General features: G+C 66.5%; 15 protein-coding genes. 2 read left to right on the forward strand and 13 right to left on the reverse strand.

Annotation, left to right across the window (positions count from 1 at the left end):
- Window positions 1-164 precede the first annotated feature (164 nt).
- The 9 genes from rpmA to A6A05_RS10485 all read right to left on the reverse strand — a co-directional run bounded on the left by rpmA (window position 165) and on the right by A6A05_RS10485 (window position 4,964).
- Entirely contained in the window at window positions 165-431 is a 267-nt protein-coding gene (gene rpmA / locus A6A05_RS10445; protein WP_068500313.1) for a 50S ribosomal protein L27, read from the reverse strand.
- 23 nt (window positions 432-454) lie between these two features.
- Window positions 455-757: a 50S ribosomal protein L21 gene (gene rplU / locus A6A05_RS10450; protein ID WP_068500316.1), complete on the reverse strand. Its 303-nt coding sequence runs from the start codon at window positions 755-757 to the stop codon at window positions 455-457.
- Between the two features lie 94 nt (window positions 758-851).
- Window positions 852-1,307 carry a GAF domain-containing protein gene (locus A6A05_RS10455; RefSeq protein WP_068500317.1) on the reverse strand — a complete coding sequence of 152 codons (456 nt, stop codon included), beginning with the start codon at window positions 1,305-1,307 and terminating at the stop codon, window positions 852-854.
- Between the two features lie 107 nt (window positions 1,308-1,414).
- Window positions 1,415-1,921 (reverse strand): hypothetical protein, encoded by a 507-nt coding sequence (locus A6A05_RS10460; RefSeq protein WP_068500320.1) that lies wholly within the window; start codon window positions 1,919-1,921, stop codon window positions 1,415-1,417.
- 67 nt (window positions 1,922-1,988) lie between these two features.
- Complete coding sequence (locus tag A6A05_RS10465) at window positions 1,989-2,519, reverse strand: 6-carboxytetrahydropterin synthase (protein WP_068500324.1); 531 nt, start codon at window positions 2,517-2,519, stop codon at window positions 1,989-1,991.
- 2 nt (window positions 2,520-2,521) lie between these two features.
- Window positions 2,522-3,130 carry a 7-carboxy-7-deazaguanine synthase gene (gene queE, locus A6A05_RS10470; RefSeq protein WP_068500326.1) on the reverse strand — a complete coding sequence of 203 codons (609 nt, stop codon included), beginning with the start codon at window positions 3,128-3,130 and terminating at the stop codon, window positions 2,522-2,524.
- Window position 3,131: 1 nt separating this feature from the next.
- Window positions 3,132-3,383 carry a DUF1178 family protein gene (locus A6A05_RS10475; RefSeq protein ID WP_068500329.1) on the reverse strand — a complete coding sequence of 84 codons (252 nt, stop codon included), beginning with the start codon at window positions 3,381-3,383 and terminating at the stop codon, window positions 3,132-3,134.
- A gap of 85 nt (window positions 3,384-3,468) precedes the next feature.
- A complete protein-coding gene (locus tag A6A05_RS10480; protein WP_068500332.1) occupies window positions 3,469-4,146 on the reverse strand; it encodes a hypothetical protein in 678 nt (225 codons plus the stop codon).
- Window positions 4,147-4,238: 92 nt separating this feature from the next.
- Complete coding sequence (locus A6A05_RS10485; RefSeq protein ID WP_068500336.1) at window positions 4,239-4,964, reverse strand: Bax inhibitor-1/YccA family protein; 726 nt, start codon at window positions 4,962-4,964, stop codon at window positions 4,239-4,241.
- A gap of 123 nt (window positions 4,965-5,087) precedes the next feature.
- Between A6A05_RS10485 and A6A05_RS10490 the strand changes: the two genes are divergently transcribed.
- Window positions 5,088-7,526, forward strand: coding sequence for a helicase-related protein (locus A6A05_RS10490; protein WP_068500340.1), 2,439 nt, complete (start codon window positions 5,088-5,090; stop codon window positions 7,524-7,526).
- Here A6A05_RS10490 and A6A05_RS10495 read toward each other — a convergent pair.
- The 4 genes from A6A05_RS10495 to A6A05_RS10510 form a co-directional block, all read right to left on the reverse strand.
- Window positions 7,523-8,284, reverse strand: a complete 762-nt coding sequence (locus A6A05_RS10495) for an SDR family NAD(P)-dependent oxidoreductase (RefSeq protein ID WP_068500343.1) — start codon at window positions 8,282-8,284, stop codon at window positions 7,523-7,525. The two genes, A6A05_RS10490 and A6A05_RS10495, sit on opposite strands and share 4 nt — an antisense overlap.
- Window positions 8,285-8,297: 13 nt before the next feature.
- Window positions 8,298-9,320: an enoyl-CoA hydratase/isomerase family protein gene (locus A6A05_RS10500; protein ID WP_245644262.1), complete on the reverse strand. Its 1,023-nt coding sequence runs from the start codon at window positions 9,318-9,320 to the stop codon at window positions 8,298-8,300.
- Between the two features lie 120 nt (window positions 9,321-9,440).
- Window positions 9,441-10,979 (reverse strand): malonate--CoA ligase, encoded by a 1,539-nt coding sequence (locus tag A6A05_RS10505; RefSeq protein WP_068500350.1) that lies wholly within the window; start codon window positions 10,977-10,979, stop codon window positions 9,441-9,443.
- Window positions 10,980-11,083: 104 nt separating this feature from the next.
- Complete coding sequence (locus tag A6A05_RS10510; RefSeq protein ID WP_068500353.1) at window positions 11,084-11,743, reverse strand: GntR family transcriptional regulator; 660 nt, start codon at window positions 11,741-11,743, stop codon at window positions 11,084-11,086.
- 264 nt (window positions 11,744-12,007) lie between these two features.
- Between A6A05_RS10510 and A6A05_RS10515 the strand changes: the two genes are divergently transcribed.
- Window positions 12,008-13,147, forward strand: a complete 1,140-nt coding sequence (locus tag A6A05_RS10515; RefSeq protein WP_068500356.1) for an acyl-CoA dehydrogenase family protein — start codon at window positions 12,008-12,010, stop codon at window positions 13,145-13,147.
- Window positions 13,148-13,160 lie beyond the last annotated feature (13 nt).

Consider the following 13,160-nt stretch of genomic DNA (forward strand, 5'->3'; position numbering starts at 1 on the left):
CCTTCCGATCCATCGCGCAAAACCTCCCGCGTTTCCGCCATTCTACACGATATCAATACGAATTGCGAATAGAGCCTTGTTTTAACCTTGTCCGACTCGCAAACGCGAAAAGGGGAACGGCGGACCGTTCCCCTTCGCGCAATCCATAACCGGGAAACGGCTGATTATTCAGCGGCTTCCGGCAGCGGAGCGATATCGATGAAGGTGCGCTCGCCGCGATGGCGGAAGGTCACCTTGCCGACGCCGGTCGCGAACAAGGTGTGATCCTTGCCGATGCCGACATTGACGCCCGGATAGAACTTGGTGCCGCGCTGACGGACGATGATGTTGCCCGGCACGACGATCTCGCCGCCGAACTTCTTGACGCCCAGTCGCTGGCCCGCGGAATCGCGGCCGTTGCGGGACGAACCACCAGCCTTTTTATGAGCCATGGGTCTTCTCCTTGCCTTACCGCTTAACCGGCGGTGATGTCGGTGATGCGCAGGATGGTGATGTCCTGGCGGTGGCCGTTCTTGCGGCGCGAGCTCTGACGGCGGCGCTTCTTGAAGACGATCAGCTTGGGGCCGCGCGCCTGGGCGACGACCTGGGCGGTGACGGTGGCGCCGGCGACCAGCGGAGCGCCGATCTTGTCGCCCACCATGAGCACCTGGTCGAGCACCACCTGGGCACCCTCATCGCCAGCCAGCTTCTCGACGCGAATCACGTCGTCCTTGGCCACCTTGTACTGCTTACCGCCGGTCTGGATGACTGCGAACATCGGTTTGTCCTACGCAAAAATGAACTTGCGCGCCAAGGGATGAGCCCGGCGCGAGAGGGCGCAACTATACTCAGGCGCTTCCAAGAGTCAAGCGTCACAAATCCCGTTCCAATTCGCGCATCAGGAAGCGCGGCATGTCGGCGATGAAGGCGGTCAGACGAGTCACCACGTCGGGGGTGAAGAAGAACGCGGCGCGGGCATGGAAGAACACGAATCCCGATATTTGGTGGCCGCGGACCATCGGCACGGTCAGCGCCGACAGGTAGCCGGCGCCGCGCAACGCCCCCAGATAATCGGCGTCGGGATCGGAATAGTCGCGCAGGTCGCCGATGGTGCGGGCCTGGCCGTCACGGGCGGCCGCCGCCAGCAGCGGGGTGTCGCGCAAATCCCATTGGTAACGGTCCAGAATGTCGTGCGGCTCGCCAACCTGGGCGAAAGCGGCGACCATTGACGTGCCGGAATCGTAGACTGCCATCGACACCCGGCACAAGGTGACGTCGCCGGTCAAACGCTGCGCCTGCGCCAGGGCCGCCTCCAGCAGCCAGGTCACGCGCGCCTCGCGCTTAGTCGTCGATTTAAGCACACCACTCCTCCACTGCCGCGTTACGCACAGATAGCAGCGCCGCCCCCGCGACGGAACCCCTGACCAAAGTTTGGTCAGGGCGCGGCCCGCGTCAATTCGCGGCCCAAATGTCCGGTCAGTTCGCCCAGCAGGGGAGACAGACGCTGAAGCGCGGCCTCGGTGAAGGCGCCTTCGGCCTTGGAATTGACGAACAGGAAGCCCGCCACCTCGTCCGCCCCGAAGACCGCTCCGGGGATCGACATGGTCAGGCTGCTGCGAAACCCCGCCAGGCGCAAGGCCGAATGGTGGGGCGCCCTGTCGATGCCGAAGCGGGGAATGTCGTGGACGATCCGTTCGCCCGGCCCGGCGGCCAGCAGCACCAGACCCGGCATCGCCGCCAGCGGCTGCTGGTAGGTATCCAGCAAGGAATCACCCTCGCCGGCATGGGCCACGGCCGAGACCAGCCCGCTGATCGCGTCGTAATGGGCCACCGCCATCCGGCAGATGGATTGGCAATCGGCATGGCGCCGGATGCGCACCAGCGCCGAGTTCAAGATCCACGCCGTGCGGCTACGGCGTTGCCGCGAGGGGGTGATGATCATGGCATCCTTCGATCAAATACGAAGGACATATATCATATAGCCAGGGATTTGGAAGTCCCGTAGGTGATCAACCGCTGAATTCGGCGGTGCAGTTGGGCGTTTCCCACACCTTGACCGAAACCAGCCGGGCCTGGCCGTCGGAACGGCGCCCGACCGGCTCGGCCAGCCGGGTGAACCAGTGGCGCGCCAGGCATTCGGCGGTCGGCTGGAACGGCACCACCGTCAGCTTGGTCCCTAGGCGGGTGTCGGTGGTGGTGGCCTCGCCGTGGGCACGCACCTGGGCGTCCAGGCCCGCCAGCCAGCCATCGACATCGCGCCCCATCGGGCAGAACATGGTCAGCAGCTCGCGGTCGGCCAGGGCGGCGATGAAACCGTGATCGCACGGGCCGTCGATGGCCGTCAGCATCTCGTCCTTCAGGAAGCCGAAATCCAGCACCATGTCGGTCTGCTCGCCGCCATGATGCAGGTCGGCCGCCTCGCATACCGCCTCGATGGCATAGCGATGGCCGTGCAGGTGCCGGCACTTCGAGCCATGGGTCATGATGCGGTGGCCGGCATCGATCTCGATGCGGCGGGTGATGCGGTAGGGCGCATTCATGGTCAGGGAATTCCCAGCAACTTATGGGTCTGCAGGCTGAGCCGCCAGCCCGGATGCGTCAAGCAATAGGATACGCATTCCTGCACCGAGCCGGCGACGCCGTCCCGGGGCTGCAGGAAGAAATGGCGAAACGGCAGGCGCAGCAGGGCGTCGGGGTCGATGCCGTCTTGCGGCCACACCAGCTTGATCTCCTCGCCGGCTGCGACCTTCAATTCGGTGCCGGCCTTGGGGCTGACGCAGACCCAGTCCAGACCCGCCGGCAAGGCGATGGTGCCGTTGGTCTCGACCGCCACCTCGAAGCCGTGATCGTGCAAGGCGCGAACCAGGGCATCGTCCAGTTGCAGGCCGGGCTCGCCGCCGGTGACCACCGCCAGCGGAAAACCGCCGCCCGGCCACAAATCCGCCGCCGCTCGCGCCAAGGCGACGGCGTCGCCATAACGCTCGCCGCCGACGAAATCGGTGTCGCAGAATCGGCAGGCGGCCGCGTCGCGGTCTTCCTCGCGCCCCGACCACAGATTGCAGCCGGCCAGGCGGATGAAAATTGCGGCGCGGCCCGCCTGGCCGCCCTCGCCCTGCAGGGTGTAGAACAGTTCCTTGACCGTATAGGCCAAATCAGTGCTGGCCGGCGAAGGCGCAGCCGCCGCAGCCGCCACCCATCGGGTTGGACGGGCAGGCGGCCATCGGCGCAGCAGCAGCAGCCGTCTTGGCGACGTTAGGCGCCATGATCGCCTTGCCGACATGGGTGTCGCCGCATTCCGGGCAGACCAGCGCGCCGTCCTGCTTCTTGGCATCGTAATCGCCGGAATTGTCGAACCATTGTTCGAAATGGTGGTCCTTCGAGCAGCGCAGCGTATAGAGAATCATCGGTTCGTCCCGTCGGTTGGGCCAAGTCTTGCCGGGTTATATGGGAGAGCGCGGGCGGAAGTCAAAAGAACCCGCCGCCCCCCCCTTAACCAAACGACAGCCGGCAGGTGCCCCAATTCATCAACAGCAGGTCCTGAGTGCGGCCGGGCGGCCCCACCCGCTGGCGGGTGGTGAACAGGGCCAGATGCAGAATCATCGGCGGAAAGCTGGCCAGGGCGCGGCCGCTGATGCTTTTGACCGTGGCGGCGTGCCCGCCGGGAACCGGGTCGAAGCCGCCGCCGGCCCGGGGCGCGGCGATGGCGGTGTCGTGGGCGGGAGTCTCGGCGGCCAGCCGGCGCAGCAGGGCCGGATATTCATCGCCGATCGGACGGGCAAAGGCGGCCAGCCCGGCCTCGCCCCGGTAAAGCCGCGGCGTGCGGCCCATCGGCACGTCATCGGGCGCATGGGCCATGAAATCGCCGGCACTGCCCCACAGCGCGTCGCGCCCCAGCCGCGTCAACCCCAGATTGACATCGTCGGTCAGGAACAGGGCGATGGCGGGCTGGCTGTCGGGGCCGTGATAGGTGACGGTGAACGGCGCGCGGGCCAGGCGGATCATGCCGACGGTCTCGGCGATGTCTTGCCCGTCCTGGGCAAAGCGCAGCGCGTCGCAGCGGGTCGGATAGGTGATCTGGGCCGACGGGCGATCGGGCGGCGGCGGCGGCGCTTCGGCACACCCCGCCAACAAGGGCGTGATGACAAGGAACGCGGCGAAAAGGCGCATGCGAGACATCCAACAAAGGGTCAGGGCCGAAAAAGGTTTGGGCCGCGAAGGTTACCCCCCGCGGCCCAGCCCTAGCCTTGACGATGGTCTGGTTATTCCTCGCCGCGGGTCACGCCCATGAAGCGGAGCAGGAACAAGAACAGGTTGATGAAGTCCATATAAAGCGTCAGCGCGCCCATCACCGACTTCTTGGCGGCGATCTCGTGACCGTCGCCTTCCCAGTACATTTCCTTGATCTTCTGAGTGTCATAGGCGGTCAGGCCCGCGAAGATCAGCACACCGGCGGCCGAGATGACGAACTCCATCATCGAGCTTTGCAGGAAGATGTTGACCAGCGAGGCGATGATCAGGCCGAACAGTCCCATGATCAGGAATGTGCCGAAGCCGGACAGGTCCTTCTTGGTGGTATAGCCCCAAAGCGACAGGCCGGCGAAGGCGGCGGCCGAGACGAAGAAGGTGCGCGCGATCGAGGTGCCGGTATAGGCGACGAAGATTGACGCCAGCGACAGCCCCATCAACGCGGCGTAGACCCAGAACACCACCTTGGCGGTCGAGGCCTGCATGGCGTGGATGCGGAACGCCAGGAAAAACACCAGCCCGACCGGGGCCAGCAGCACCACCCACTTCAAGGGGGTGCCGAAAATCATCTGCAAGGCAGCGGGGCTGGACGCGACCAGCAGGGCGATGATGCCGGTCAGGGCCACGCCCGAGGCCATGTAATTGTAAACCCCCAGCATGTACTTGCGCAGGCCGACATCGATCTCGGCGGCCTCTGCTTGCGCGGGGGTCATATATTTGCGATCGGAACCGAAGGCCATAGCAATCCTCTGGGGTTCGGGTTGTCATCAGATGCACCCAATATGGCGCGTTATACGGGCAAATCAAGCAAAGCAAGCCGGCTCTTGCCAAAGGGCGGGAATCCTTGCCACCCTGGGCGGGCAATGACCATTCCTTCGGGCCGGGTGCTGGCCGTCCTGGGCCCCACCAACACCGGCAAGACCCATTTCGCCCTGGACCGCATGCTGGGTCACGCCAGCGGCATGATCGGCTTTCCGCTGAGATTGCTGGCGCGCGAGAATTACGACCGCATCGCCAAGGCCAAGGGGGCCGCCAGCGTCGCCTTGATCACCGGCGAGGAAAAAATCATTCCGCCCCGGCCGCGCTGGTTCGTCTGCACCGTCGAATCGATGCCGCTGGACCGCCCCGTCGCCTTCCTGGCCATCGACGAGATCCAATTGTGCGCCGACGCGGATCGCGGCCACATCTTCACCGACCGGCTGTTGCATGCCCGCGGCTCGGAGGAAACATTGTTCCTGGGCGCCGAGACCATCAAGCCGCTGATCCGCAAGCTGGTGCCGGGGATCGAGTTCCAGACCAGGCCGCGCCTGTCCTGCCTGACCCATGCCGGCCATACCAAGCTGAACCGATTGCCGCCCCGGTCGGCGGTGGTGGCCTTCTCGGCCGCCGAGGTCTATGCCACCGCCGAGTATGTCCGCCGCCAGAAGGGCGGCGCCGCCGTGGTGCTGGGCGCGCTCAGCCCCCGCACCCGCAACGCCCAGGTCGGCATGTACCAGGCCGGTGAAGTGGATTTCATCATCGCCACCGACGCCATCGGCATGGGGCTGAACATGGATGTCGACCATGTCGCCTTCGCCCAGTTGCGCAAGTTCGACGGCCGCAGCCCCCGCGACCTGGAACCGGCCGAGATCGCCCAGATCGCCGGCCGCGCCGGGCGGCACATGAATGACGGCACCTTCGGCACCACCGCCGACATCGCCGCCCTGCCCGACGAACTGGCCCAGGCGGTCGAGGCCCACCGCTTCCCGGCGCTTCGCGCATTGTCGTGGCGCAATTCCGATTTGCGCTTCGCCTCGGTGGCGGCGCTGCTGGCCTCGCTGGACAAGGCCCCGCCCGGCCCCGGCCTGATCCGCGCGCGTGAGGCCGATGACCATCTGGCCCTGGCGCAACTGGCCCATGATTCCGAGCTGATGGCCAAGGTCAATCACCCCGAGCGGGTCAAGCTGCTGTGGGATGTCTGCCAGGTCCCCGACTTCCGCAAGGTGATGACCGAGAATCACAGCCGGCTGCTGGCCCAGTTGTTTCGCCACCTGATCGGGCCGGGCCGCAAGATTCCCACCGACTGGCTGGCCGGCCAGGTGGCGCGGCTGGACCGCACCGACGGCGAGTTGGACACCATCGTCGCCCGCATCGCCGCCATCCGCACCTGGACCTATGTCGCCCACCGCCCCGGCTGGGTGCACGACCCGGTCCATTGGCAAGAGCAGACCCGGGCCATCGAGGACCGATTATCCGACGCCTTGCACCATTGCCTGACCCAGCGCTTCGTCGATCGCCGGACCGCGGTGCTGGTGCGCGCCATGCAGGCCGAGGGCGATCTGCTGTCGGCGGTGGCCCGCTCGGGCGAGGTGCTGGTGGAAGGCCAGCATGTCGGCCACCTGGCCGGCTTTCGCTTCGTCCCCGACCAGACCGAGGGCACGCTGGCGGCCAAGGCGGTGCTGGCCTCGGCGGCGCGCGCGCTGAAGTCCGAGATCCGCAACCGGCTCGAGGAACTGTGCCGCGACGGCGACGAGGCCTTCCAGATGGCCGAGGACGCGACCTTGCTGTGGCGCGGCCAACCGGTGGCGCGGATGATCGCCGGCCCGGAAATGTTAAGGCCGCAGGTCGAGCCGCTGGTCTCGGACCTGCTCGAGCCGGCCATGCGCGAGCGCCTGAAGAAGCGCCTGTCAGCCTGGTTGACGGCCAGCCTGGCCCTGGCCTTCAGGCCGCTGCTGGCCGCCCAGGCGGCGCCGCTGTCGGGGCATGCGCGCGGGCTGGTCCACCATCTGGCGGAAGGCTTGGGCAGTGCGCCCCTGGTCAGCGCCCGCGACATGGTCCGGGCGCTGACCGAGTCGGACCGTCAGGCCTTGGCCCGGCTGGGCATCCGGCTGGGCCATGATTGGGCCTTCATGCCGGCCCTGCTGAAAGGTCCGTTGCAGGGTTTGCGGGCCAGGCTGTGGGCGGCCTCAACCGGTTTGCCCCTTCCCGCCCTTCCCGGCGGCCGGGTGTCGGTGCCGATTGCGGCCCCGCCGGACTTCTACGGCGCCATCGGTTATGCGGTGCTTGGGCCGGTGGCCATCCGGGTCGATCTGCTGGAACGCTTCACCGCCCAATTGCGCGCCAAGGGCAGCGAGCCGATCCGCCTGACCGGCGAGTTGACCGCGCCCCTGGGGCTGAAGGCTGACGAGGCGGCGGCGGTGCTGCAGGCCTTGGGCTATCGGCAGGAAGCCGATTTGTGGGTGGCAGGCGCGCGGCCGAAACCCCGCAGCCGCCAGCGCGCCCGCCCCGATTCCCCCTTCGCGGTGCTGAAGAACCGGGCTTAACCCGGCGGCATCCGGACCGCGCCGTCCAGGCGGATGGTGGTGCCGTTCAGCATGGCGTTGTCGACGATGGCCATCACCATCTTGGCATATTCGGCCGGATCGCCCAGGCGGTGCGGGAACAGGGTCGAGGCGACCAGGCCCTCGATGATTTCGGTCGGCATGCCCAGCACCATCGGCGTGCCGAAATAACCCGGCGCCACCGCCACCACGCGGATGCCGGCGGGGGCGAACTCGCGCGCCGCCGGCAAGGACAGCGAGGCGACGCCCCCCTTCGACGCCGCATAGGCGCATTGGCCGATCTGGCCGTCGAAGGCGGCGATCGAGGCGGTGTTGACCACCACGCCGCGCTCGCCGTTTTCCAGCGGGTCCAGCGTCAGCATGTCGGCAGCCGCCAGCCGCATGACGTTGAAGGTGCCGATCAGGTTGATCTGCACCACGCGGGCGAAATTCTCCAGGGCCAGCGGCCCCTTGCGGCCGACCACCTTGCCGGGCGTCGCCACACCGGCGCAATTGACGCAGATGCGGGCCACGCCGTGGGCGGCGCGGGCCTGGGCGATGGCCGCCTCGACCGAGGCCGGGTCGGTGACGTCGCATGAAATGGCGATGCCGCCGATCTGCTCGGCGGTGGCCTTGGCGGTGTCCATGTTGACGTCCAGCACCGCGACCTTGGCGCCCTTGGCGGCCAGGGCGTGGGCGGTGGCGGCCCCCAGGCCGGAACCGCCGCCGGTGACGATGGCGGCAAGGCTTGTCGGATTCATCTGCTTCTCCCGGTCAATCGAAGGTCAGGTCGCCGCAGGCGGCGGGAGTGTCGAACCAGGCGGCCAGGTCCGCGGGCGGCGGTCCCCAGGCCGGCTTGTTGTCGCGATCGACCAGCAGGGCGCGGATGCCCTCGGCGAAGTCGGGGGCCAGGGCCACATGCAGGGCCAGGCGGAATTCCATCTTCATGCAGCCGTCGAAATCCAGGGCAGCGCCCCGCTTGATCTGCTCGAACGCCACCGCCAGGGCGGTCGGCGATTTCGACCGGATCAAGGCCAAGGTCTCGGCCGCCCACGGATCACGATGGGCGTCCAGGCGGGCCAGGATGGCCTCCAGGCTGTCGGCGGCGAAGCAGGTGTCGATGATGTCTTGCTTGTCGGCCAAGGGCGCCGGGCCGGAATCTTGGTGGAAGCCGGCCAGCACCGCCGCCACCTCGCCGCCTTCGGCCAGGGCTGCCCGCAATTCATCCAGCCGGGCCGAAGGCACGTAATGGGTGGCGATGCCGGCCCAAAGGGTGTCGGCCGCCTTCAGGCGCGCCCCGGTCAGGCCCAGATACATGCCGATGGCACCCGGCAGGCGGGGCAGGAAGTACGAGCCGCCGACATCGGGGAAGAAGCCGATGCCGGTTTCCGGCATGGCGAACAAGGTCCGTTCGGTCGCCACCCGGGCCGCGCCATGCACCGACACCCCGACGCCGCCGCCCATGACGATGCCGTCGATCAAGGCGACATAAGGCTTGGGAAGGCTCTTGATGCGGCGGTTCAGGCGGTATTCGTCGCGATAGAAGGCCTCGACGAAGGGGTGATCCTCGGCCTTGCAGGCATCGTGCAGGGCGCGGATGTCGCCGCCGGCACAGAAAGCCTTGTCGCCGGCTCCTTCGATGACGATGGCCCCGACCATGGAATCGGCGGCCCATTCGGCCAATCGGGGATGGATGGCATGGACCTGATCCAAGGTCAGGGCGTTCAGCGCCTTGGGCCGGTCCAGCACGATGCGGCCCAGGCGGCCCAGGCGTTCAAAATGGATTTCATTGTTCACCCGTCGTCTCCTCTCGGTCGTCATCCCCGCGCAGGCGGGGATCCAGAATCGCACGGGAAATGATCGGAGGTGCCCCCTGGATGCCCGCCTGCGCGGGCATGACGGGGAAGCGAGCGCTGCTCACGACGCTTTCTCCTGCTGGGCGGCCCACTGATCCTTATACGACTCGCGCAGCACGTTCTTTTGCACCTTGCCCATGGCGTTGCGCGGCAAATCGGGCACGAACACCACCTGCTTGGGCACCTTGTAATTGGCCAACCGGCCTTTCAGGTCCTTGATCACCGCCTCGGGCGTCAGGGCGCAATCCTTGGCGCCGACGATGATGGCCAGGCCGGCCTCGCCGAAATCGGGGTGCGGCATGCCGACCACCGCCGATTCCACCACGCCGGCCATGCGGTCGATGGCGTCCTCGACTTCCTTCGGATAGACGTTGTAGCCGCCCGAGATGATCAGATCCTTGGCGCGCCCGACGATCGAGACATAACCATCGGCATCGATGAAGCCGACATCGCCGGTCTTGAAGAAGCCGTCGGGGGTGAATTCCGCCTTGGTCTTCTCGGGCATGTTCCAATAGCCCTGGAAGACGTTGGGGCCCTTGACCTCGATGATGCCGACCTCGCCCTGGGGCAATATTCCGCCTTGTTCGTCGGCGACGCGGATGTCCATGTCGGGCAGGGCCGGTCCGACGGTGCCGGGCTTACGCTCGCCCACCAGCGGGTTCGAGGTGAACATGCCGCCCTCGGTCATGCCGTAGCGTTCCAGGATGGTGTGACCCGCCTTTTCCTTGAAGGCGGTGAAGGTCTCGACCAGCAGCGGCGCCGAGCCCGAGATGAACAACCGCATGTTCCGGCACAGATCGGGGGTCAGGCGCGGGCTGGCGACCAGGCGGGTATAGAAGGTCGGCACCCCCATGAACACCGTGGCCCGGGGCAGCAGATCCAGCACCTGATCGGCATCGAACTTGGGGCAGAAGATCATCTTGGTGCCGTTCAGCAGCACGCAATTGGTGGCGACGAACAATCCGTGGGTGTGAAAGATCGGCAGCGCGTGCAGCAGCACGTCGCCCGGCAGGAAGCCCCAAAGCTTATGCAAGGTGGTGGCGTTGGCCCCCAGATTGGTGTGGCTCATCATCGCGCCCTTGGGCCGCCCGGTGGTGCCGGACGAATAAAGGATGGCGGCGATGTCGTCGCCCGCGCGGGCGCAGGTGGCGAAGCTGCCCGGCTGGTCCGAGGCGGCCTCGGTCAGGCTGCCGGTACCGTCGGCGCCCAGGGTCAGCACCGTGGCCTCGATGCCGGCCTCGCCCACCAGCCTTTGCAGTTCGGGCAGGCGGGCCGGCTGGCACACCACCACGCGAGGGGCGGCGTCCTTCAGGAAATAGGCCAGCTCGTCCGACTGATAGGCGGTATTCAGCGGCAACAGCACCGCACCGGCCCGCAGGCAGGCCAGGTACAAGAAGATCGCTTCCGGCGACTTGTCGACCTGGACGGCGACGCGGTCGCCCGGCTCGGTGCCGGCGGCGACCAGGGCATGGGCGTAACGCGCCGACAGCGCCTCGAGTTGGCCGTAGGACCAGATCGGCCCGTCCGGGACCTCGATGAACGGCAGGGTGCGGTCGGCGGGGAAGCGGCTGTGAAACAGCTCGTAGAGGTTGGCCCCCATCGCAGGTCATCCTTGGACGTGAAAGCAGGTCGCGTCAGCGATAACACAGCGATGTCCGGACCACCAGCCCTTTGTATCCAAGAATTGGTCTATTTGGATACAAGCTACCGCATGATCGAGACGAATTCCGAGAAGATATCGGCCTGGATGGTGACATGCTTGCGCATGGCGGCATGGGCCCGGTCGGGGTCGGCGGCCAGGATGGCATCCAGGACCTCGCCATGTTCGCGGAAGGATTCATCGACCCGGGCCGGGTGGTTCAGCTGATAGCGGCGATAGGGGGCCAGGCGGGCGAACAGCGAATGGGCCATCTCGTTCAGCACCTCGTTGTGGCTGCCGGAATAGATGGCTTCGTGGAAGGAATGGTTGACGGCGTAATACTCGTCCAGGCGGCGGGCCTGGCACATCTCGCGCGAGGTGTCGTGCAGGCCCTGCAGGGCCTCGCGCTCGGACCCAGACATCCGCCGGGCGGCGTAGCGGGCGCACAAACCCTCGACTTCGCTCATCACCTCGAACATCTGGACCATGCGGTGCAGGTCCAGCGGCGCGACCACCGCGCCCTGGCGCGGCTTCTTGACCACCAGGCCGGAATAGACCAGCTGCAAGATGGCTTCGCGGACCGGCGTGCGCGACAGATTGAAGCGCGCCGCCAGGCTTTCCTCGTCCAGTTTGGTGCCGGGGCGCAGCTCGCCCGAGAAGATGTCGGACTCGATGGCCTGGCGGATTTCGTCGGCCCGCGTCGCCGCCTGTCGCTTCTTGCTCACCTGTTTCGCCCCCGCCACTGCATGCCCATTTCGTGACACCATCGTGACCGGCACTATAGCCATTCTTCGGACACAAAAATACCGAATTTCGTATACAGACGCTGGACGGGTGGAATGCGATATGCTACCCCTGAACGACCAATCAACCGGGCCGCGAGAGCCTGGGATGGGGAAATGGCTGAAACGTCCGGAAAAACCGCCGACGGCGCTTCCCCAAAAAAGAAACGTGTGTTCGTTTTGTGCATTGCACCATGACGAGGAACCATGCAGTTCGGTCTGACCGAGGATCAGGAAGCGTTTCGTCAGGCGGCGCGTGATTTCGCCGAAGGCGAGATGGCGCCCCATGCCGCCCATTGGGACGAGCACGAGATTTTCCCGGCCGACACCCTGCGCGCCGCCGCCGAGTTGGGTTTTGCCGGCATCTATGTCGGCGACGATGTCGGCGGCTCGGCCCTGGGCCGGCTGGACGCGGCGCTGATCTTCGAGGAACTGGCCGCCGCCTGCCCCTCGACCGCCGCCTATATCTCGATCCACAACATGGCGGCGTGGATGATCGACCGCTTCGGCTCGGACGACCAACGCCGCCGCTGGCTGCCCGATCTGACCAAGATGCGCACCTTCGCCAGCTATTGCCTGACCGAGCCGGGCGCGGGGTCCGATGCAGCAAGCTTGCGCACCCGGGCCGAGAAGGATGGCGACCATTATGTGCTGAACGGATCGAAGGCCTTCATCTCGAGTGGCGGCGTGTCGGACGTCTATGTGGTGATGGCCCGCACCAATGGCCCCGGCCCCAAGGGCATTTCCTGCCTGGTGGTGGAAAAGGGCACGCCCGGCCTGTCGTTCGGCAAGCAGGAAAAGAAGCTGGGCTGGAAGTCCCAGCCGACCGCCGCCCTGATCTTCGAGGATTGCAAGGTGCCGGCCGCCAACCTGATCGGCGCCGAAGGCGACGGCTTCAAGATCGCCATGAAGGGCCTGGATGGCGGACGCCTGAATATCGGCGCCTGTTCCTTGGGCGGCGCCCGACGCTGCCTGGAACTGGCCATCGATTATACCGGCCAACGCAGCCAGTTCGGCCAGACCATCGCCAGCTTCCAGAACACCCAGTTCCAACTGGCCGACATGGCCACCGAGTTGGAAGCGGCGCGGCTGTTGCTGCACCGCGCCGCCAGCCTGCTGGATGCCGGCTCGCCCGACGCCACGGTGCAATGCGCCATGGCCAAGCGCCTGGCCACCGACACCGGTTTTTCGGTGGTGGATCGGGCGCTGCAGTTGTTCGGCGGCTACGGCTACATCAAGGAATATCCCATCGAGCGGTTCTTACGCGACCTGCGCGTCCACCGCATTCTCGAGGGCACCAACGAAATCATGCGCGTCATCGTCGGCCGGGCCTTGACCAAGGCCTGACCAGCAAGGGGAG

This window comes from Magnetospirillum moscoviense (assembly GCF_001650635.1).
Taxonomy (GTDB): domain Bacteria; phylum Pseudomonadota; class Alphaproteobacteria; order Rhodospirillales; family Magnetospirillaceae; genus Magnetospirillum; species Magnetospirillum moscoviense.